Consider the following 20,828-nt stretch of genomic DNA (forward strand, 5'->3'; position numbering starts at 1 on the left):
ACCCGGGCGGTCAGGCCCGCGCCGGTTCCTGCTGCGGAGCTGTCGGGTCCGGGGCTGACTCCGGGTCCGGTGTCGCGTCCGGGCCCGGGGCCGGGTTCGTGCCCAGCGGCAGGGGCGTCGTCGGGTCCGTGTTCACGTTCAGCTCCGCCAGCATCGTCTTCGTGAAGCCGAAGTAGTACGTGGCGACGAAGCCCGCTATGTAGCCGACGAGCAGGCCGCCCGCGTAGATCGCGATCATTTCGCCCAGGCCCTTGTTGCCGTCGAGCAGGGGGAACAACGCCCAGCCGGACGGGCCGATCGCCGTCGAACCCACCGCGCCGCCGAGCTGGTTGAACAGGCCGACGAAGCCGCCGCCGAACGCGCCGCCGACGCAGGCCGTGACGAAGGGGCGGCCCAGGGGGAGCGAGACGCCGTAGATCAGCGGTTCGCCGACACCCAGGAAACCGGCCGGGAGGGCGGACTTGATGGTCCTGCGGATCGAGCCGTTGCGGGGGAGGCGGAAGTAGACCGCCACCGCGGCGCCGACCTGGCCCGCGCCCGCCATCGCGAGGATGGGGAGGAGGACGGTGTAGCCCTGCTGCTCGATCAGAGTCGTATGGATGGGGATCAGCGCCTGGTGCAGGCCGAGCATCACCAGCGGCAGGAACAGCCCGCCGAGGACGAAACCCGCGCCTGAACCGCCGTTCGCGAGGAGCCAGTTGGCGAAGTCGCCGATGGCCGTGGAGACCTCACCGGCGACGTACATCAGGCCGAAGAGGGTGACCAGACCGGAGACGAGGACGGTCAGCGTCGGGGTGACCAGGACGTCCAGGGCCTCGGGAACCCACCTGCGGCACCACTTTTCCACGTACACGGCGAGGACCGCCGCGCCGAGCGCGCCCAGCACACCGCCCTGGCCGGGGGAGAGCTTCTGGCCGAACGCGTCGATGTTCGCGACGCCCGGGAAGACGATGATCGCGGCGACCGCGCCGCCCAGGATCGGCGTACCGCCGAACTCCTTCGCCGTGTTGTAGCCGACGAAGACGGCGATCAGCGACATGAAGCCGGACGCCAGCGCGGCGAGGGCGGGGACGAGCGCGGGCAGCCAGTGGAGGTTCGTCAGCAGACCGTTGAGGCCGGCGATGATGCCGCAGCCGATGAGGGCGGGGATCAGCGGGACGAAGATGTTGGCGATGCGGCGCAGGAAGAGCTTGAACGGGGTGGCGTTCCTGGCCTTCCGCGCCGCCCTGAGCGCGGCGCCTTGCACGGCCAGGTCGCCGGCGGTGCCGGTACCTGTGCCGGTTGTGGGGGGCTCGGGTGCGGGCGCCGGAGTGGACGCACGCTCCTCCTCCACCAGGGATTCGAGCTCCGGGGTGACCCGGGCGACCGTGCCCGGGCCGAGGACGATCTGATACGTCTCGTCCTCGACCACGCCCAGGACGGCGGGGAGCGCCTTCAGGGCCTCGTCCTGGACCAGCGAACGGTCGTTGAGGCCGAGGCGGAGCCGGGTCATGCAGTGCGCGATGGACGTGATGTTTCCGGCGCCCCCGACGAGCGGGAGGATCGCTTCGGCTGTGGCGCGGTTCTTGTCTGTTGGTGCCATGGTGCGTGGTGCCTTGCTGTGCGAGGGGTGGGGCGGGACGTTCAATCAGCGGTGTCTGTGCCTGCCTCTGTGCCTGTGTCTTTGGCCGTGCCTGGGTCTGTGGCTGTGCTGGGGCCGGCGGCCTTGAGCGCGGCGCGCAGGTGGCCGTCGGAGTCGGAGAGGAGCGAGGCGGCGGTGGGTCCGTCGACGTCGCCGAGGATGGTGAGGATGGCGTTCTTCACCTCCCCGTCGGTGGCGGCGAGGGCGGCCTCGATCTCGGCGTCGGACGCGCCGGTAGCGAGCGAGACGATCCGGCGGGAGCGGGCGCGCAGCTTCTCGTTGGAGGCGCGGACGTCGACCATCAGGTTTCCGTACGTCTTGCCGAGCCGGATCATGGTGATCGTCGAGATCATGTTGAGCACGAGCTTCTGTGCCGTACCGGCCTTGAGGCGGGTGGAGCCGGTGAGCAGCTCGGGGCCGACGACGACCTCGATGCCGTGCTCGGCCGCCGCGGCCAGCGCGCTGTCCGCGTTGCAGGAGAGGCCGATGGTGAGCGCGCCGAGCCCGCGGGCGTGCTCGACCGCGCCGATCGCGTACGGGGTGCGGCCGGAGGCGGAGATGCCGACGACCGTGTCGAGCGCGGTGAGCTTCATCGCGTCCAGGTCGGCGGCGGCCAGCTCCTTGGAGTCCTCCGCGCCCTCGACGGCCGTCACCATGGCGCCGGGTCCGCCCGCGATGAGGCCGACGACCTCGGCGGGGTCGGTGTTGAAGGTGGGCGGGCACTCGCTGGCGTCCAGCACGCCGAGCCGGCCCGCCGTACCCGCGCCCGCGTAGATCAGCCGGCCGCCACGGGCGGCCCGGGCGGCGGTGGCGTCGATGGCGGCGGCGATGCGGGGGAGCTGGGCGGCGACGGCGGCGGGGACGGTGGCGTCCTCGCCGTTCATGATCCGGGCGATGTCCAGGGTGGGCAGCTGGTCGATCTCGGCCAGCTCGGGGCGGAAGGCCTCGGTGGTGAGGGTGTCGAGCTGCGCGCGGAGTTCGCCGTAGTGCGAGGTCGCGGCGTCGGCGGGCGTGGAGGTCATGAAGAAGCGGCTCTTTCTTCTACGGGCACGGGGCGGGGCGCGGGTGCGGGTGCCGGGTGCCTGTGGGTGCGGGTGCCTGGGTGCCGGGTGCCTGGGGTGCGGGTGCTGGTGGGCGTGGGTGCCGGTGGTGCGGACGGGGCCTGCCGGTCAGCGGGTGCTGCGGGGGCTGTGGCGGTGCGCGAGGGCTTCGTACGACGCGGAGAGGGCCGGGGCGGCCGTCTCGTACGTGCGCTGGGCGACGCCTATGAACAGGCAGTCGACGACCAGCAGCTGGCTCGTACGGCTCGACATGGCGGCCGGGCGCAGCTCGCTCTCGCGGGCGGTGGAGGTCGTCAGCACATGGTCGGCGTACTGGGACACGGGACCGTCGGGCCGGCCGGTGATCGCGACCGTCGTCGCACCGCGGTCGAAGGCGACGCGGAGGGGTTCGATGACATCGCCGGTGGAGCCGGAGTGGGTGATCGCGATGGCCACATCGCCGGCGCGCAGCTGCACGGCGTTGGTGACGGCGAGGTGCGGATCGTTGTGGGCGTGGGCGATCAGGCCGATCCGCAGCAGCTTCTGGGCGAGGTCCATCCCGACGAGGGCGGACGCGCCGACGCCGTAGATGTCGATCCTGCGGGCGGCGGCGGCCGCGGCGACGACGGCGCCGAGCTGGACGGTGTCGAGCGCGGCGGCCGTGTCGGCGAGGGTCTGCTGCTCGTCGTAGGCGAGCTTGGCGACGACGTCCGCGATGGGGTCGTCGACCGCTATGTCGGCCGTGACGGCGGGGGCGCGGCCGGACTGCTGCTGGGCGGCGAGACCGGCGAGGGCGAGGCGGAGATCGCGGTAGCCGGGGTAGCCGAGGAGCCGGGCGGTACGGACCACGGTGGCCTCGCTCGTGCCGGTCAGCCCGGCGAGACCGGTGACCGTGAGGGCGGCGCAGCCGGCCGGGTCGCCGGCCACGGCTTCGGCGACCAGTTGCATGGAGCGGGTCATGGACGGCGCGAGGGTCCGCACCTTGGCGGCGAGGGCGGCGGGCGCGGGCGGGGTAACACCGCTGAAACTTTCCTTCACGTCTTGGGTCACCTCTGAAAGATATTTTCGAAATTGGCTGGTAGTCAACCCCCCCTGTTTCGGTCCGGCTCACGACCGTGGGCCCGGCGAACGGGTGACAATGGCTTGATGGACGACGCGAACCCAGAAGTGAATCCCGCTGCGGATCCCGATACGGATCCCGGTGCCCAGCCGGACGTGAACGCCGAGGTGAACCCTTTGGAGCAGGCGCTGCACGCCGCCCGCGCCCTGGTCCTGGCCGACCTCGCCGCGAGTGATGTCGCCCGCGCGGACGTCGTGTCCCTGGTCGAGGAGTCGGTCTCGCACCGCCGCTGGTGGGTCGAGCAGTGGCCGGAAGGCGCCACGTACGTGGCCGGGCTGGTCGCCCAGGATGTCCAGGACGCACTGCTGGAGCGGTACGGACGCTGGCCGCTCTGCCCGGTCTGCGAGGAGGCCGAGCCGCACGCGCTCGATGTGGAACCGGAGCTGGGGCCCGATCCGCACTGGGTGTGCGGGAAGGCGGCAGTGGCGGTCGCGGCGGTGGGCGCGCTGGGCTCGGCGGGTCAGGCGGGGCCGGCGGGCCGGGCGGGGACTTCGTGACGGTCTACATCGACCCGCCCACCTGGCCGGGCCACGGACGTCTGTGGTCGCACCTGGTCAGCGACGTCTCGTTCGACGAACTCCACGCCTTCGCCGCGTCCATCGGCTGCCCCCCGCGCGCCTTCGAACGGGACCACTACGACGTCCCGTCACGGTACTACGAGGACGCGGTGCGCGCGGGCGCGGTGGAGATCGGCTCCAAGGAACTCGTACGCAGGATCACGGAGGCAGGCCTACGCCGCCCAAAGGGCCGCCCGGCGGCCTAGCGGCCTAGCGGCCGGCCGTTGTGCTGTAGACGGCGAGTGCGAGTACAGCGATCACGCAGGTGATGATCACCCAGGAAGTGAAGCTCGTATGCCTCCTGCCGCGCCTCGACCGCGCGGGCTTCCCGGATCTCCCGGATCTCCCGGACCGGGCGGACCGGGCGGGCTTTCCGGATCGGCGAGACGCCGCGGCAGGTGTTACGTCGGCCGTCGTCTCGGCGAGCAGCCGGCGGCAGGTGGCGGCGAGTTCACCCGTACCGGCGGAGAGCGGCACCACAGCCTCCGAACGCGCCGGGGCGGTGGTGCCGCCGTCCAGGATGCGTCCCGCGCGGACGAGGATCTCGCCCTGGCCGCCCGCGGGGGCCAGACTGATCCAGCGCTGCACATGCTCGCCCCGGATGACCACACCCCCGGACCGTTCCCGGTACACGGTGTGCTCCCGCCAGAGCAGCCCTGCCAATCCTCCTGCGATGTCCCTGAGTTGTGCACCCACGGCCCCCACCCCCCCAACCCCTTCGCCATGCGGCGAATCAAACAAACAGGCGAATCAAACAAACATCGCACTCTAGCGCCGTGGCCCCTGGGGTGGGGTTCGGGGGGCTGGTGGCCACCATGGGTCGGCCCGGTCTGACGACTCAGGAGTGACAGAGCAGGTCTACGACGACGGCCTCGGCGTCGAGGCCGTCGAGATAGCGGTTGGCTTGTTCCCAGTGGCCGTCTGTGTCCGCGTCCATCCACGAGCCGTCAAGGGTGACCAGGGCGAAGCCGGGCACTGCGCACCGGACCGCCCACAGCCGGGCCTCCTCGTGTTCCTGCGCGAAGTAGGCGATCGGGTCGTTGAGCAGGAACGACGTGCCAAAGTGCGGGTCTCCCGCGACGGCCCGCTGAGCCACGTCCTGCACCAGCGGCTGGACCAGATGCTCCTTCCTGGCGTCTGCCTGGGAATACCTTTCAGGATCGGCCTCGTGGCGAGCAAGGAAGTCGGTGAGCGGGCGGGCCGGCGGGTGTAGCGCGGTCAGCTCGGTCCACGTGGCGAGCCGGGCGTCATGCGCGCGCGCCGCTCGTTTCCGCATACCGTCGAAGTCGAGCAGACCCCGAGGCCCGCCGTAGCATTCCAGCGGCCCGAGGGCATCGAGTTTGGCCTTCCTGCGCGGCACGGTTGAGGCCGTGACGAGCCTGCGGTCGCCGTCGTGCGGAGGCAACACGAGGTAGGCGTTGCCCGGGCTGGAGTGGATGGCCCACCAGTCCCAGTGGCCGGCCGGATTCCATTCCTCGGTGAGGTCGGCGTTGTAGGGCGCCATGGTGGCAGCTATCGCCTGTGGAACCTTCCGAGGCGTGGTCGGCGGCAGACACACAGTGGCGAAGAACTTGGTCATGCCCGGGAGCGTAAGTCCCGGGATGTGTCCGCCCGCGTGACGGTCGCCTCGTCGGATCGCTGTCCCGGCCTGGGGCCATCCGCCCGCCGGCGCAAAGGCTCACGCGGCGGACGGCCACCCGGCTTCGACAAGCAGCGCTACAACCCAGCCCTCATCTCTGGCTCCGCACATGATCGACCGGACAGGACCTAGTCGATGTCCATGAAGTCGGGGGCGTCCGGGCCCGTCAGGTCGTCCTCGCCTCGGGTCATGGGTGTGTCGGGCGGTGCGTCCTGCATCTCGATGTCGCTGACCGGGTCGACTTCACCTTCGACCACGCCCGGGCCCGGGTCGTAGTTGGGGTTCGGGATGTAGCCCTGGGGGCCGTCCGTCCACGCGCCCCTGATGTATTTCGGGTCGATCCCGCCGGGGAAGGCGATCTCCTCCTGGTCCGGGTAAGGAGACTGGTCTCCATAGGTGGCGTTGACATCGATTCCGCTGGTGGGCGTCCGGATGTCGTAGGTGTACTTCGCTCCCCAACTCAAGGCGAGGTTGCCCGAAGTCGAGGTGGAGACGTATATCGCGGGCTGGTTGGTCAGTACGTAATTGTCCAGGTCCGCGTTGTAGTCGTTCTTGGGCTGGAAGCCCTGCTCGAAGATTTCCGAGGGGTCGCGGTTGTCCGAGCGGAAGAGGGGCTCGTTCGTGGTGCGGTAGACGGCGTAGTCCGGGATGCCGTCCCAGTTGACCTCGGGGTTGGCGGCGATCTCGCGGTGGTCGTCCTCGGTGGGGCAGTTGTCCGGGCTCGTCATCTCCGTGTCGGAGTCCGGATTTTCCGGCTCGGGCCGGGTGTCCTCCGACATGGTCTCGTCGAACGCGTCTCGCGCCGCGTCCTCGGCTTCTCGGTACGTGTCGTAGCCGGGGAGGGAAAGCCGGGACATCGCGTCGATCAGCTCGGCTATGCCGCCGTCCCCGTCGTCTTCGGGCGCGGCGATGAAGGTGTGGCTACTGACCGTGGCGTAGCTGTAGCTGGCGCGGACGGCGCCGGCGGCCGTTGGCGTCTTCACCGTGGTGGAGAAGGACGCCTTCGTGGCGATGGGCCGCTGGGAGAACAGCTGCGAAGCCAGTCCCTTACCGTCGCCGCACTTGTCCTTCTCGTCGTCGTCCTTGTCGTCGTCCTTGTCCTTGTCGTCCTTCTTGTCGTCGTTGCCGCCGGTGGAGCTGCCGCCGCTGCTGCTACCACCGGAACTGCCGCTGGCTCCGCCGGAACTGCCGCCGCTGCTCCCTCCGGTGCTGCTTCCGCCGCTGGCCCCGCCGGAGCTGCCGCCGGAGCTGCCGCCTGAGATTCCGCCGGAGATCCCGCCCGAGATTCCTCCGGAAATTCCTCCGGAGATCCCGCCGCTGCTTCCGCCGCTGCTTCCGCCGCTGCTTCCGCCGCTGCTTCCGCCACTCGCTCCGCCGGAGCTTCCGCCGCTGCTGCTACCGCCGGAGGAACTACCTCCGGAGCTGCCGCCGCCGCTGGAGCTTCCGCCGCTGGAGCTGCCACCGCTGCTGCCACCGGAACTGCCGCCGCTGCTGCCTCCAGAGCTGCCTCCAGAGCTGCCGCCGGAGCTGCCGCCGGAGCTGCCGCCCGAGCTGCCGCCCGAGCTGCCGCCGCTCGCTCCGCCTGAGCTGCCGCCGCTGCTGCTTCCGCCGGAGGAGTTGCCACCGGAAGAGCTACCGCCGGAAGAGCTACCGCCGGAAGAGCTACCACCGGAGGAGCCGCCCGAGGCGCCGCCCACAGCAGCTGTGTCATCGTCGTCGTTCCCGCCGGTGGAGCTTCCGCCGCTGCTGACGCCGGAACTGCCGCTCGCTCCGCCGGAGTTACCGCCGGAGCTGTTGCCACCGGAGGAGTTTCCGCCGCCGCTGCTGTTGCCGCCCGAGGCGTTCCCGCCGGAGTTACCGCTTCCGCCGGAGGAGCCGCCCGAGGCGCCGCCCACGGCGGCCGTGTCATCGTCGTCGTCGTTCCCGCCGGTGGAGTTTCCACCGTTGGAGCTTCCGCCGGTGGAGCTTCCACCGCTGGAGCTGCCTCCGGTGGAATTACCGCCGCTGTCGCTGCTGCCGCCGGCCCCACCGGAACCGCCACTCGCCCCACCCGAAGGGTTGCCGCCCGACGAATTACCGCCGCTGGTCCCGCCGGAGCTGCCGCCGCTCGAACCGCTCCCGCCGCTCCAACCGGCGTCACCGCCCGAACCGTTGTCGCCAGAACCGCCGTTGGAGCCTCCGCCGTTGGAGTTCCCGCCGTTGGCGTTGCCGCCATTCGCTCCGGTGCCACCAGCCGAACCGTTTCCGCCACCGCCACTACCACCACCGGTACTGCCGCCGCCGTCACCACCCTCTCCGGCGACAACCGTGGTGCACGTACTGCCGGTCACGCTGCAGATCGCGGAGTGCAGTTCGGCGGAGATCCGGGGACCGATGCCGGCCAGGGATATCGTCCCGATGATCGCCACCACCATGGCGATGAGTCCCAGGTATTCGACCGCTGTCTGACCGCGGTCGCGGCGCCACTTGATCAGGTGCGGCAGCGACGGAAGCGTGAGACGGGACAGCAGTCCGCCGGTCGGCGGTGCCGGGGGCAGCCGGAGGTACTGCGGGAGCTCGAACCACGCGCGGCTGTGCCTGCTGGCGATCAGCATCAACACCGCGCAGGGAAGGAGCATTTGGCTGAAGCCGCGCCCGGAGCCGATGTACAGGTTGACCAGGCTGCCGAGCAGGAGTCCCAGCGGTAAGGCGAGCAGGCCGAACCACACCCCCCTGCCACCGGTCCGTATGAGCTGGGCGAGCACCAGGCCCAGGATGCCGGGCGCGAGCGCGTACAGAGCCAGCAGGAACAGTCCGGGGGTCATGGGGCCCCGGCCGAGCATGGATATGAGAAGGCTGAGGCCGCCCGTCACCGTAATGGCGAACATCAGGTGCAGCAGGATCCGCGCCGCGCCGAGTGTGCGCGGCAGCTCCCGTAGGTCACCCCGCGCTCCGGCGCCTTGCAGGGTCAAGACGTCTGACTCGGACACAGGGAAGCCCCTTACGAGTTGGTACCGGCAGTCCGCCGACGGCGTTGAGCCACCGCTCCCCCGAGCGTGAGAAGCCTAGGTACGGACAGGCCCAGCCGAAAGGGCCCCAGGGCCTACTCGGGGGCCCAACCACGCGATGAACCATGCTGGGCCCCGGGGCAGTTCGCCCCGTCCCTTCGCTCGCTCTTTCAGAGGGAGCGAAGCCAGCGCTCGTGCGCTTCTTTCTGTGCGTCCACGGTGGTGACGGCCGACGGCGGGGCATCGTCGAAGAGGTTCACCATGGCGTCGCGCCGACCCGGCGTTCCGTGCCGCAGCAGATAGGCACGGCTGCTCCCGGAGCCCCGGAGCATGCCGCTCTGGGCGACGTCGGGACGCGCCGCGTTGAGCGCCAGCAGCCAGTGCTCGCCTTCCAGTTCACGTCGTACGGTGTCCAGCGCCGCCACGAGGTCGTGACCCTGCGCCTCGGACGCTCCCCAGGGGCCGTCCGCCCTGACCGTGTACGACTCCGCGCGCGCGTCGACCGCCCAGGTCAGCGTGGCGACGGCGCGTTCCTCGCCACGGACCGCCGTTACGTCGTCGCGGTGTCCGAGCACGTTCTCGTCACTCATCGGTCGTCTCCTTCGCGGGCCGGTGGCCCTGGCGGACAGCCTTCAGGTCCCGGCCGAGGGGAGCCGATATTAGCCGCGCCCCGTCGTGGCGGTCCCGCCGGAAGCGATCCCGTCCGACGCGATCCCGTCCGGCGCGATTCCGGTCGACGGGATCCCGTCCGACGCGCTGTCGATGGACGTGGTCTGGAGCGAGCCCGTGACGATCCTGGTGTCGGCCCTGCGGTGGTAGCGCAGCGACAGGACGGTCAGGCCGATCGCGGCCACCGCCATCGCCGCGCCCGCCCATGCCGTCGAGGCGAAGCCGAAGTCCGCGTCGATCGCCGCGCCGCCGAGCCAGGGGCCGCCCGTGTTGCCCAGGTTGAAGGCGGCGGTGGTGGTGGCGCCGGCGAGGGTGGGGGCCGCGGCGGCGATGTTGAACATACGGGCGTTGAGCGCCGGAGCCGTATAGAAGGTCGAGACGCCGAGGAGGAAGGTCAGGATGATGACGGCGACGGGGTTCGAGGCGGTGAGCGCCAGGGCGACCAGCAGGACCGTCGACGCGGTGATTCCGCTGATCATGACGCCGAAGAGGTGCGCGTCCGCGTACCGGCCGCCGATCGCCGTACCGACGAGCGCGCCGACGCCGAAGAGCGCGAGCACGGTCGGCACCCAGCCGCTGTCAAGGCCCGCCACCTCGGTCAGCAGCGGGGCGAGGTAGGAGAACGCGCAGAAGACGCTGCCCGCGGCGAACGCGGTGATGGCGATGGCGAGCCAGACCTGACGGTCGCGGTAGATGATCAGCTCCCGCTTGAGCTGCGGCTTCTCGGCGGGGAGCGGGATGCGCGGGATCAGCGTCAGCACGCCGACCAGCGCGATGGCGGAGGCCGCGCCGACCGCCCAGAACGCCGAGCGCCAGCCGAGGTGTTCGCCGAGGAACGCGCCGGCCGGGACGCCGAGTACGTTCGCGATGGAGAGCCCGCCGATCATCACGGCCATGGCGCGGGCACGTGCGTTGAGCGGGACCATGGCGATGGCTACGGCCGCGCCGACCGCCCAGAATCCGGCGCAGGCGAAGGCGCTGATGACGCGGGACGCGAAGAGCACCTCGTACGTCGGGGCGAGCGCGCCCGCCACCTGGCCGACGCCGAAGACCGAGATCAGCGTGATCAGGGTGGTACGGCGGGGCAGCCGCAGGGTGGCCACGGCGAGCAGCGGGGCGCCGACCACCATGCCGATCGCGAACGCGGAGATGAGGAGTCCGGCCGTCGGGATGGACACGTCCATGTCGTCGGCGAGGGCCGGCAGCAGACCGGAGAGCATGAACTCACTCGTGCCGAGCGCGAAGACCGAGAGGCCCAGGATGTAGACGGCGAGCGGCATTCCGGCGCGGACGGGTGCGCTGCGATCGGCGGAGTCTGGCATGACAGGTGCCAACGTGCCGGTCGGCCGTTACATTCCCGGTCCCGGTGTGCCGTGCGTCTCGCCCACGGCGGGTTCGTGGCGGGTTCGGCGGCGGGTTCGGTGGTGCGTTCGCGGTGGGTTCGCAGTGGGTTCGTGGCGGGTTCGGCGGCGTGGGCTCAGGCGGCTCAGGCGGTGAGTGTGCGCAGCTCGGCCGCCAGGTTCGCGCGGGCGCGCGCCTCCCACTCCGCCAGGCCGTGCGGGGTACGGAACAGGCTCGGCAGGGCGAGCAGTTGCTCCAGTACGGCGGCCCGGCCGGTGCGGAAGGCGTCGTCCGGGACGAAGCCGTACTCCTCCCGTACGGCTGCCGCGTAGGCGGCGTACGCGGCGGGGGCCCCGGCCAGGACGGCGAGGTCGGCGTCGCACAGGACGGCGCCGTTCCGGTCGCCGGGCTCGGCGGCGTGGCTGGTGGTCAGGCGGACGAGCCGCGCGACCTCGTGCGTACGGTCCTGGCTCAGACCGGCCTCGGGAAGGGCGACTTCGGCGAGGCGGGCGGAGCGTTCCTCGTTCTCGGAGCGGTCGGGGCGGTAGACGGCGTCGTGGAACCAGGCGGCGAGGCGGACGAGATCGGGGTCGTCCGCGTACGCGGCGAGGGTGTCGATGTGGTCCAGGACGGCGAGCAGGTGATCCGTGGTGTGGTACCGCCGCTGCGGCTCGGCCCAGCGGGCGAGGAGGCGGTCGGCGTAGTCGTACGGGTCGGCGTAGTCGCACGGGTCCGCGCAGTCGTGTGGGTCGGTGTGCGTGGCTCCGTCGCGGAGAGCGAGGAGCGCCGTCGCGAAACGGCCGCGGAGATCGGGGTCGGAGTCGGGCATGGGACGACGATAGAGCGGGGCCCCGGAACGGAGAGGTTCCGGGGCCCGGCGCGTATCCGATGAGCGTCCGGCGCGTATCCGGTGGGACTGGGACTACGAGGCCTTGAAGCCGCGCAGTCGCAGCGAGTTGCCGACGACGAAGACCGATGAGAAGGCCATGGCCGCGCCCGCGATCATCGGGTTCAGCAGCCCGGCCGCGGCGAGGGGCAGCGCGGCCACGTTGTAGGCGAAGGCCCAGAACAGGTTCGTACGGATGGTGCCGAGGGTGCGCCGTGCGAGGCGGATGGCGTCCGCGGCGACGCGGAGGTCGCCCCGTACGAGCGTGAGGTCGCCGGCCTCGATGGCGGCGTCCGTGCCCGTGCCCATGGCGAGGCCGAGGTCCGCCTGGGCGAGCGCGGCGGCGTCGTTCACGCCGTCGCCGACCATGGCGACCGACCTGCCCTCGGCCTGGAGCTTCTTGATGACCTCGACCTTGTCCTCGGGCATGACCTCCGCGATGACCTGATCGATGCCGACCTCGGCGGCGACGGACTCCGCGACGGCCTTGTTGTCGCCGGTGAGCAGGATGGGAGTGAGGTTCAGGGCGCGCAGCCGGCGTATCGCTTCCGCGCTGGTCTCCTTCACCGCGTCGGCGACTTCGAGCACGGCCCGTGCCTCGCCGTCCCAGGCCACGGCGATTGCCGTACGGCCCGCCGCCTCGGCGGACCGCCTGGCCAGGTCCAGCGGCTCGGGAAGGTGGATCTCCCACTCCGCGAGCAGCTTCGGCCGGCCGACGAGGACGGCATGGCCCTCGACCACGCCCTGGACGCCGAGTCCGGGGACGTTCGCGAAGTCCTCGGGGACGGGCAGCGTACCGACGTGCTCGGCGGCGCCGTCCGCGACGGCGCGGGCGATGGGGTGCTCGGAGGCGTGCTCCAACGCGCCCGCCAGCCGCAGGACCTCGGACTCCTCGGTGTGCTCGGCGGTGTGGGTGGCGAGGAGGGTCATCCGGCCGGTGGTGACGGTGCCGGTCTTGTCGAGGACGATCGTGTCGGCGCGGCGGGTGGATTCCAGGACCTCGGGCCCCTTGATGAGGATGCCGAGCTGCGCGCCGCGTCCGGTGCCGACCATGAGCGCGGTCGGGGTGGCCAGACCGAGGGCGCAGGGGCAAGCGATGATCAGTACGGCCACGGCGGCCGTGAAGGCGGCGGTGAGGCCGGCGCCGGTGGCGAGCCAGAAGCCGAGCGTGGCGAGCGAGAGGACCATCACGACCGGTACGAACACGGCGGAGATCCTGTCGGCGAGCCGTTGGGCCGCGGCCTTGCCGTTCTGCGCGTCCTCCACCATGCGGGCCATGCGGGCGAGCTGGGTGTCGGAGCCGATGCGGGTGGCTTCGACGACGAGCCGGCCGCCCGCGTTGAGCGTGGCGCCGGTCACGCCGTCGCCGACGGAGACCTCCACGGGGACGGACTCGCCGGTGAGCATCGACGCGTCGATGGCGGAGGAGCCTTCGACGACGGTGCCGTCCGTGGCGATCTTCTCGCCGGGCCGTACGAGGAAACGGTCGCCGACCCGCAGCTGCGAGGTGGGGAGCGGGACCTCACGTCCGTCCCGGAGGACGGTGACTTCCTTCGCGCCCAGCTCCAGCAGCGTACGGAGCGCGGCTCCCGCCTTGCGCTTGGAGCGGACCTCGAAGTAGCGGCCGGCCAGGATGAAGGCGGTGACGCCGGCGGCGGCTTCGAGGTAGATGTTCCCGGTGTCGTCGGTGCGGGCGATGGTCAGCTCGAAGGCGTGGGTCATGCCGGGCATGCCCGCCATGCCGAAGAACAGGGCCCAGAGCGACCAGAGGAACGCGGCCGATGTACCGACGGAGATCAGGGTGTCCATCGTCGCGGCGCCGTGGCGGGCGTTGGTCCAGGCGGCGCGGTGGAAGGGCCAGCCGGCGTAGGTGACGACGGGGGCGGCGAGGGTCAGGGACAGCCACTGCCAGTAGGTGAACTGGAGGGCGGGGATCATCGCCATGGCGATGACGGGTACGGAGAGGACGACGGCGGTGATCAGCCGCTGACGGAGGGGCCGGAGCTCGGCGTCTTCGGCGTCCTCGACGTCTTTCGCGGCGCTCTGCGCGTCTTCGGGTGCGGGCTCCTGGGCGGTGTAACCGGTGGCTTCGACGGTGGCGATCAGGTCCTGGACGGTGAGACCGTCGCCGCCCTGGTAGCTGACCTTGGCCTTTTCGGTGGCGTAATTGACGGTGGCCTCGACGCCCGCCATGCGGTTGAGCTTCTTCTCGATGCGGGCCGCGCAGGAGGCGCAGGTCATGCCGCCGATGGTGAGCTCGACTTCGGCGGGTGTGCCGGCGGGTGCCTTGGCTTGTGCGCCGGGGCGCGCGCCGGTAGTCCGTGTGAGGCTCATGGCTGACGGCTCCTTGTCATCGATCCCTGTGCATCTTACCCCCTAGGGGTATTGTGCTCCTTCAGGTATACCCCCCTACGGTATGCAATTCAAGGGTGTGCACTGATGCGCCGGGGTGCGCGGGCCCTTAGGCTGGGACATTGGACTAGACCTATAGCTAGCCTGTCGTCGCCATCTATCCATACGAATGAGGTCTCATGAGCAAGCGCGCAGTCCTGGAGGTGATCGCTCTCGACGCGGAGGACGCCGTCGCCGCCCGGAGCGGAGGTGCGGACCGCCTTGAGCTCGTCACCGACATGGCCGCGGACGGGCTGACCCCGTCCCGCGAGACCTTCGCGAAGATCCGTGACGCCGTCGACATCCCGCTGCGGGTGATGCTGCGGCTGGCGGACGGTTTCTCGGTGGGCGAACCGGGCGGGCCCGACGGGGTGGACGCGCTGGTGGACGCGGCGCGGGGGATGCGGGCGGAGGGGGCGGAGGAGTTCGTGTTCGGCTTCCTCGACGCGGACGGCACGCCGGACCTGGTCACGGTGGAACGGCTGGTCGCGGAGCTGGACGACTGCCGGTGGACCTTCCACCGGGCGATCGACCGCGCGAGCGACCGGAACGCGCTGCGCCTGCGGCTGGCGGACATGCCGGGCCTGGACACGTACCTCACGGCGGGCTCGCCGGCGGGCGTGGACGAGGGCCTGCCGACGCTGCTGGCGGAAGCGGCGGCGTCGGGGTGGGGCGAGGCGGGCTACGAGGCGCGACTGATGGTCGGCGGCGGTCTGCGGCTGGACCACTTGCCGGTGCTGCGGTCGGCGGGAGTGGACGCGTTCCACATCGGCGGCGCGGCGAGGCCGGCGGGCTGGTCGGGTTCGGTCTCGGCGAAGGCGGTCCGGGGATGGCGCGAGGCGCTAGACACGTAACCGGTGACTATCCCCCTCCCCGACCCCGGGGGCCCGGACCCCCCCCGCCGCACAGCCGCGCCCGGGGCCCGGAGCCCCGGGCCCCGGGCCCCGGGCCGCAAGGAGACCGGCGGCGGGTACGGGGGTTTCCTGCGTGCTTGGGACGATTTCCCGTTCCGGAAAGCACCGGCTCTTGCCCCGGGCTCGTCCGCCCCGGAAGGATCGGCAGGCAGACCAGGGACCACGGGAAGGGGAACGCTCGTGAAGGTGACGATGCTGGCGACGACGTGTGACAAGAAGGACTGCCCCACCATCACAGCCGGCGAAGAGTTCTTCATCCTGGACGTGACCGACCCGCCGAACCCGCTGCCGGACGGCCAGGCCGCCGAGTTCGTCGGCTATCGGAATACCGCCCTTGCCCACGCCGTGCCGTTCGCGGACTGGTGGGCTAAGCACGGGGAGTGAACCGCTCGGAGTTGGGTGCGGCGCTGCGGGCACTGCGGCACGCTTCCAGCAAGGAAGCCAAAGCGGTGGCCCGGGGCGCTGTCATGTCCGCAAGCAAGCTCAGCAAGATCGAGACGGGGAAGCTCAGTCCCCACGCCGACGACGTAGAACGCATCCTTACCGCCATCGGCGTATCGGACGACGTGAAGTCCGAATACATGGATGCCGCCCGGGCTGCCGCGACTGAGACGACGGCATGGCGCTTGATCCAGCGCGCGGGACTTCATAAGGCACAGCGGCAGCTCAAGGCCGTGGACGCCCGGATGAACCTCCTGCGGCTCTTCCAACCCGCGCTGGTGCCGGGCCTGCTCCAGACGCCCGAGTACATGCGCGCCATCCTGTCCCGGCACGACGACCTGAGCGCGGAGACCGTACGAGAGACGGTGAGCGCGCGTCTCGAACGCCAAGCCGTGCTGTACGACGAGGACAAGCGGCTGCGTTTCGTCGTCACGGAACCGGTGCTTCGGTGGCTGGTCGTGCCCCCGCTGGTCATGGCTGGGCAGTTGGACCGGCTCATCAGCCTGTCCCGGCTGCCGCACCTGGACGTGCGGGTCGTGCCCCTGAGCGGACGGCAGCACGACATACCGAATCACGCGTTCGTCATCCGGGACGACCGTGCGGTGACGGTGGAGACCGTGCACGCCGAAGTGATCGTCACCGACCCGCGCGACGTAGCCCTGTACGTGGCCAAGTTCGACGGGTTCGCCGCCGGCGCCCTGCACGGCGACCCCATGCGGACCCTCGTGGAGCGCATCCGGGACGACTTGTTGCAGCAACGGGAAACGCTCTAGCGGTGCTGCACCGAGCGGAAGAGCATCGCATCAGACGACATTCCGCACGGAGGGACGACGGCGCGCATGGCGACGACACCAACGCAGAAGCCCACGGGATACGCGCTCGAAGAGCCTCCTCGCGAGCCCTCCCCACATCCGGGGTGCCCCGACTGCCTGTCTCGTTGCGTCCGTCGGAAGAACTTCCGCTCTGTTGGTGACTACAGCGCGGTATCTGACGAGAACGTCGGACTCAGGGAACACAAGAAGGAGGCGCACGGATGACGGCCGACCCCGCACCCTCGCACACTGGGGCGCCGTGCCGGGGTCGGCGTGAGGGCCGGCCCCGGAGGGGGTGGTGGGCCCGTACCCGTGGTCCGCCGCGGCTCAGCGGCCGGGCCCCACCGGCGCCCCCGCACCTTGGAAGCGCAGGTGGGCGTTACGTCGTCAGGGCCTGGGGGAGGGGGGTCGCGTGGAGGATGGTGAGGCCGGAGACTGCTCGGGTGAGGGCCACGTACAGGCGTCGTAGGCCCGTTCGGTCGTCCGGTTCTGCGGCTACGATCGCCGACGGTTCGTCCAGGACCACGTAGTCGTACTCCAAGCCCTTGGCCAGGGAAGCGGGGACCAGGGTCAGGCGGGCGGTCGTCGTGGTTTCCTCGCCGGGCTGGAGATACGGCAGGGCCGCTGCCGTCAGTGCTTCGGCCAGGGCCGGGATGCGCGCGTCCGCCGCGATCAGGCCGATCGAGCCCTCGTGCGTCAGCGACTCGACGCAGGCCGCGATGACGTGCTGGTTCAGCTCGGTGGCCTCCGGCACCTCGCGTACCTCCAGCGAGCCGGGGGATTCCCGTACCGACGCCACCTCCGCCAGCCCCGGCGAGATCACCGGCAGCAGCCGCGAGGCGTACGCGATCACCTCGCGCGGCACGCGGAAGCCCGCCGTCAGTTCCTCCACCACCGCGTCCGACTTGCCCAGATGCCGCAGCGCGTCCGCCCAGCTCGCCGTCGCCCAGGGCGTCGTCCCCTGGGCCAGGTCGCCCAGCACCGTCGCCGAGCCGGTCGAGCAGCGCCGGCCCACCGCGCGGTACTGCATGGGGGACAGATCCTGCGCCTCGTCGAGCACCACATGCCCCAGCGAGTGCGTACGGGCGACCAGGTCGCCCGCCTCGTCGATCAGCACCGCGTCCGCCTGCGACCACTTCGCCGACTTCACGCTCCGCGCCGGCTTCGCCCACAGGATCGTCCGCTGCTCGTCGGGCGTCAGCACGCCCTCCGCGTGCGCGGCCAGGAACTCCGCGTCGGCGAGCAGCCGCAGCACCAGCTTTGCCGGTTCGACCGGCGGCCAGACGGCCTTCACCGCCGCCTTCACCGCCGCGCTGCGCGCCACCGCGTCCTGCACCCGGTCGTCGGGCGCCTCGCCGGCCTCCTCCATCCGTACGAGCACGGCGTGCGCGATCCGCTGCGGCAGGGCCTCGCGCGCGGCGCCGTACCGCATGTCCCGGGCCAGCAGCTGCTGGACGATCTCTTCGAGTTCGTACGCCGGTACCCGCCACCGCCGCGAACCCCTGACGACCATGACCGGCTCCGTCGGCAGCGTCACATGCGACCGCACCGCCCGCCGCAGGACCTCCGCCATGCGGGCGTCGCCCTTGATGACGGCGGCGTCGGCAGGGTCCGTACCCTGTACCTCCACCGAGCCGACCAGCGAGTCCACCGTCGCCTGTTTGACCTCCAACTCGCCCAGCGCGGGGAGGACTTGCTCGATGTAGTGGAGGAAGGACGCGTTCGGCCCGATGACCAGCGTGCCGGTACGGGCCAGCCGCTCGCGGTGCGCGTACAGCAGATACGCGACCCGGTGCAGGCCGACGGCCGTCTTCCCGGTGCCGGGACCACCCTGTACGCACACCGTGCCGCCGAGCCCGCTCCGGACGATCTCGTCCTGCTCGGGCTGGATCGTCGCGACGATGTCCCGCATGGGGCCGACGCGCGGCCGCTCGATCTCGGTCTGGAGCAGCTTGCTGGTCTGCGCCGCCTCCGTGGGGTCGGAGAGGTGTTCGTCCTCGTACGCGGTGAGGTCACCGGCGGTGTAACCGAAGCGGCGGCGCAGCCCGACATCCAGCGGGTCCTTCTTGGACGCCCGGTAGAACGGCTGCGAGACAGGGGCACGCCAGTCGATGACCATGGGGTCGCCGTCGGCGTCGTGGACGTGGCGCCGGCCGATGTAGAAGCGCTCGCCCTCCGCGCCCTCGGCCTCCGCCGCGCCGACCGCGTGCAGATAGTCGAGGCGGCCGAAGAAGAGCGGGGTGTGGGAGAGATCGGCGAGGGCCTTGATGCGCTCCTGGATCTGGGCCTCCAGGACGGCGGCGTTGACCCAGTTCGCGGTGACATCGCGGATGTCGAGCGCCTGGACGTTCTCGCGCATGGCGCGGAGCGCGGCGCGGGAGGCGCCGAGGTGGGCACGTTCGCGCGCGAGGGGGTCGGCGGGGTCGGTGGCGACGACCGGGTCGGTAACGATGGCTGGGTCGCCGGGGTCGGGCGCGCAGGGCGCGTCGAGGGACTGGGGTCGCTGGTCGTGCGCGGGCACGGTGTTGCCTCCGGGCTGTACGCAGGCCGACGGGCCGCGAGCCCGTCGGACGACGGGGCGGCGGTATCCGGTCGGCGTGGAATCACGTGGGACCACGTGGGGTCACGTCATGGCAGCCGTCCGGTTTCCGTCCGGACGACGGCACTCCGCAAGGGAGGCGGGCAAGACCGGCGATTGTAGCCAGTCGATGACGTGCGGGCGAATGCTTTTCTGTCCCCTTCGCGCTGTCCCCTCCACGCAGTCCCCGCCGCTCTGTCCCCGTCGCGCTGTCCCCGCCGCGCTGTCCCCTCCACGTAGGGGGTGCCCTCTGCCTGGAGTCGTACGAGCCGCCACGAAAGATTCCGTCCGCAGACCGATGTGCCTGACTATGTACGGAATCCATCATGGATATATGAGTGCTGCGACCTATACCCCGACCCACGCCCCGCACGGCGCACCCGTTCCCGGTGCGACCGCCACGGGCTCCACCCCACACCCCGCTCACCGCCTCGGCAACGCGCTACGCGCGATCAAGGTCTTCGTGACCACCGCGTTCAGCGTGAGCGTCCTCGGGGAGTACGCCGAGGAGGCGGGCATCAAGCGCCGTTGATCCGTATCCGGGCCGACCCGGGCCGCCCCTGTACGGCCCGCACCTGAGTAGTGCCTCCGATCCACTAGGGTCGCGGCCGTGACCTACCGGACCGTGACCCTCCGCTCACTCGCCGCAGTGAGCGCGCTCGCCCTGTCGCTGACCGCACTCGCCACTCTCTGCGTCGCCCTGCGCATCGAGATGGCCGACACACTCGTCTACCGGGCGGAAGGCGCGGCCGTCGTCGGCGGCACCGATCTCTACGGGTTCACGGTCACCGAGTGGCAGCTGCCCGCCACGTACCCGCCGTTCGCCGCGATCCTCTTCGTCCCCACCACCTGGCTGCCCGTCGCCGCCCTCAAGGTCGTCTTCGTCGCCGGGAACGCCGCGCTGCTGGCGCTGTTCGTGCGCCTGTCGTGGCGGTTCGCCGGCCTGCCCGCCGGGCCCGTACCGCTCCTCGTCGCCGTCGCCGTGGGGCTCTGGCTGGAACCCGTGTTCCAGACCGTCGTCTTCGGACAGATCAATCTCGCGCTCGCCTGCCTGATCCTCTGGGACCTCTCGCGGCCCGAGCACGCGCTCGGCAAGGGCTTCGCCCTCGGTATCGCGGCGGGGATCAAGCTGACCCCGGCCGTCTTCATCGTCTATCTGCTGGTGACGGGCCGCGTACGGTCAGGACTGACCGCCATCGCCTCCCTCACCGGCACCGTGCTGCTCGGGATGCTCGTACTCCCGCAGGCCAGCACCGAATTCTGGACCAGCCGCGTCTTCGACACCGGCCGGGTCGGCAAGACCTGGGTCGTCGACAACCAGTCCCTGCGCGGGCTGCTGGCGCGGGTGCTGCACACCCCGGAGCCGGGCGCGGTGTGGGTGGTGGCTGCCGCGCTCACGGCCGCCGCCGGGCTGTGGCTGGCCCGCCGGGCCGTCGTACGGTGCGGTCTGGAGACCTGGGGCGTGCTGATCACCGCGCTGACCGCGCTGCTCGTCTCGCCGATCAGCTGGTCGCACCACTGGGTGTGGTGCGTGCCGCTGCTGGCGGTACTGATCGCGGAGGGCCGGCTCCGTACGGCGGCGGCGGTCGGGGTGGTCTGGACGGCGCGCAGCTTCTGGGCCGTACCGCACGAAGGGGAGCTGGACCTCCAACTGCCCTGGTGGCAGCAGCCGTTGGCGTCGCCGTACCCCTTGTTCACGCTGGGCCTGCTGGCCTTCGCGACCTGGCGTACGGCCCCGGCCCGGGCCGGCGCCGCGCTGCCGGCACCCCGCCCGGAAGCCGGGCTGAGCACCCCGGCGGGCACCGGCTGACGCACCCCGGCTAGCGCCTGCT

18 protein-coding genes are annotated in these 20,828 nt (G+C 71.2%); 7 read left to right on the forward strand and 11 right to left on the reverse strand.

Going from position 1 to position 20,828, the window contains the following annotated elements; all coding sequences use genetic code 11:
• Nucleotides 1-10: 10 nt before the first annotated feature.
• From ACZ6MZ_RS13955 to ACZ6MZ_RS13965, 3 genes are all read right to left on the reverse strand, one after another.
• On the reverse strand, nucleotides 11-1,582 hold the full coding sequence (locus tag ACZ6MZ_RS13955; RefSeq protein ID WP_469351884.1) for a PTS transporter subunit EIIC: 1,572 nt from the start codon (nucleotides 1,580-1,582) through the stop codon (nucleotides 11-13).
• Nucleotides 1,583-1,623: 41 nt separating this feature from the next.
• Entirely contained in the window at nucleotides 1,624-2,643 is a 1,020-nt protein-coding gene (gene murQ / locus ACZ6MZ_RS13960; RefSeq protein WP_469351886.1) for an N-acetylmuramic acid 6-phosphate etherase, read from the reverse strand.
• A gap of 147 nt (nucleotides 2,644-2,790) precedes the next feature.
• The gene (locus ACZ6MZ_RS13965) at nucleotides 2,791-3,711 is read right to left on the reverse strand and encodes a MurR/RpiR family transcriptional regulator (RefSeq protein WP_384178715.1); all 921 of its coding nucleotides are present in this window, start codon (nucleotides 3,709-3,711) and stop codon (nucleotides 2,791-2,793) included.
• A gap of 96 nt (nucleotides 3,712-3,807) precedes the next feature.
• Here ACZ6MZ_RS13965 and ACZ6MZ_RS13970 point away from each other — a divergent pair, with 96 nt between their 5' ends.
• Both ACZ6MZ_RS13970 and ACZ6MZ_RS13975 read left to right on the forward strand, forming a co-directional pair.
• Nucleotides 3,808-4,278, forward strand: a complete 471-nt coding sequence (locus tag ACZ6MZ_RS13970) for a hypothetical protein (protein WP_469351888.1) — start codon at nucleotides 3,808-3,810, stop codon at nucleotides 4,276-4,278.
• Entirely contained in the window at nucleotides 4,275-4,544 is a 270-nt protein-coding gene (locus tag ACZ6MZ_RS13975; protein WP_469351889.1) for a DUF4031 domain-containing protein, read from the forward strand. Before ACZ6MZ_RS13970 ends, ACZ6MZ_RS13975 begins: the two co-directional genes overlap by 4 nt.
• A gap of 4 nt (nucleotides 4,545-4,548) precedes the next feature.
• On the opposite strand, the gene ACZ6MZ_RS13980 is transcribed toward ACZ6MZ_RS13975, so the two are convergent.
• The 7 genes from ACZ6MZ_RS13980 to ACZ6MZ_RS14010 form a co-directional block, all read right to left on the reverse strand.
• Entirely contained in the window at nucleotides 4,549-4,992 is a 444-nt protein-coding gene (locus tag ACZ6MZ_RS13980) for a hypothetical protein (protein ID WP_469352342.1), read from the reverse strand.
• A gap of 184 nt (nucleotides 4,993-5,176) precedes the next feature.
• On the reverse strand, nucleotides 5,177-5,917 hold the full coding sequence (locus tag ACZ6MZ_RS13985) for a hypothetical protein (protein ID WP_469351891.1): 741 nt from the start codon (nucleotides 5,915-5,917) through the stop codon (nucleotides 5,177-5,179).
• Nucleotides 5,918-6,105: 188 nt separating this feature from the next.
• Nucleotides 6,106-8,946: a scabin-related ADP-ribosyltransferase gene (locus tag ACZ6MZ_RS13990; protein WP_469351893.1), complete on the reverse strand. Its 2,841-nt coding sequence runs from the start codon at nucleotides 8,944-8,946 to the stop codon at nucleotides 6,106-6,108.
• A gap of 188 nt (nucleotides 8,947-9,134) precedes the next feature.
• Nucleotides 9,135-9,554: a hypothetical protein gene (locus ACZ6MZ_RS13995; RefSeq protein WP_469351894.1), complete on the reverse strand. Its 420-nt coding sequence runs from the start codon at nucleotides 9,552-9,554 to the stop codon at nucleotides 9,135-9,137.
• 69 nt (nucleotides 9,555-9,623) lie between these two features.
• Nucleotides 9,624-10,913 (reverse strand): Cmx/CmrA family chloramphenicol efflux MFS transporter, encoded by a 1,290-nt coding sequence (locus tag ACZ6MZ_RS14000; protein WP_469352343.1) that lies wholly within the window; start codon nucleotides 10,911-10,913, stop codon nucleotides 9,624-9,626.
• Between the two features lie 206 nt (nucleotides 10,914-11,119).
• A complete protein-coding gene (locus tag ACZ6MZ_RS14005) occupies nucleotides 11,120-11,803 on the reverse strand; it encodes an HD domain-containing protein (RefSeq protein ID WP_469351896.1) in 684 nt (227 codons plus the stop codon).
• Nucleotides 11,804-11,896: 93 nt separating this feature from the next.
• Nucleotides 11,897-14,194 carry a heavy metal translocating P-type ATPase gene (locus ACZ6MZ_RS14010; RefSeq protein ID WP_469351899.1) on the reverse strand — a complete coding sequence of 766 codons (2,298 nt, stop codon included), beginning with the start codon at nucleotides 14,192-14,194 and terminating at the stop codon, nucleotides 11,897-11,899.
• Nucleotides 14,195-14,391: 197 nt separating this feature from the next.
• On the opposite strand from ACZ6MZ_RS14010, the gene ACZ6MZ_RS14015 reads away from it, so the two are divergent.
• The 3 genes from ACZ6MZ_RS14015 (at nucleotide 14,392) to ACZ6MZ_RS14025 (ending at nucleotide 16,379) form a co-directional block, all read left to right on the forward strand.
• A complete protein-coding gene (locus ACZ6MZ_RS14015) occupies nucleotides 14,392-15,105 on the forward strand; it encodes a copper homeostasis protein CutC (RefSeq protein WP_469351900.1) in 714 nt (237 codons plus the stop codon).
• Nucleotides 15,106-15,345: 240 nt separating this feature from the next.
• On the forward strand, nucleotides 15,346-15,549 hold the full coding sequence (locus tag ACZ6MZ_RS14020; RefSeq protein WP_469351902.1) for a hypothetical protein: 204 nt from the start codon (nucleotides 15,346-15,348) through the stop codon (nucleotides 15,547-15,549).
• Nucleotides 15,546-16,379: a helix-turn-helix domain-containing protein gene (locus ACZ6MZ_RS14025; RefSeq protein ID WP_469351904.1), complete on the forward strand. Its 834-nt coding sequence runs from the start codon at nucleotides 15,546-15,548 to the stop codon at nucleotides 16,377-16,379. The genes ACZ6MZ_RS14020 and ACZ6MZ_RS14025 overlap by 4 nt, the downstream gene beginning before the upstream one ends.
• Before the next feature lie 418 nt (nucleotides 16,380-16,797).
• On the opposite strand, the gene ACZ6MZ_RS14030 is transcribed toward ACZ6MZ_RS14025, so the two are convergent.
• The gene (locus ACZ6MZ_RS14030) at nucleotides 16,798-18,870 is read right to left on the reverse strand and encodes a HelD family protein (RefSeq protein WP_469352345.1); all 2,073 of its coding nucleotides are present in this window, start codon (nucleotides 18,868-18,870) and stop codon (nucleotides 16,798-16,800) included.
• Between the two features lie 460 nt (nucleotides 18,871-19,330).
• Between ACZ6MZ_RS14030 and ACZ6MZ_RS14035 the strand changes: the two genes are divergently transcribed.
• Together ACZ6MZ_RS14035 and ACZ6MZ_RS14040 are read left to right on the forward strand one after the other, a co-directional pair.
• Nucleotides 19,331-19,528, forward strand: coding sequence for a hypothetical protein (locus tag ACZ6MZ_RS14035; RefSeq protein ID WP_384178735.1), 198 nt, complete (start codon nucleotides 19,331-19,333; stop codon nucleotides 19,526-19,528).
• A gap of 78 nt (nucleotides 19,529-19,606) precedes the next feature.
• Nucleotides 19,607-20,806 (forward strand): glycosyltransferase 87 family protein, encoded by a 1,200-nt coding sequence (locus ACZ6MZ_RS14040; protein WP_469351906.1) that lies wholly within the window; start codon nucleotides 19,607-19,609, stop codon nucleotides 20,804-20,806.
• The last annotated feature ends 22 nt before the right edge of the window (nucleotides 20,807-20,828 follow it).

The sequence above is a fragment of the Streptomyces sp. NPDC042201 genome (genome assembly GCF_055582185.1).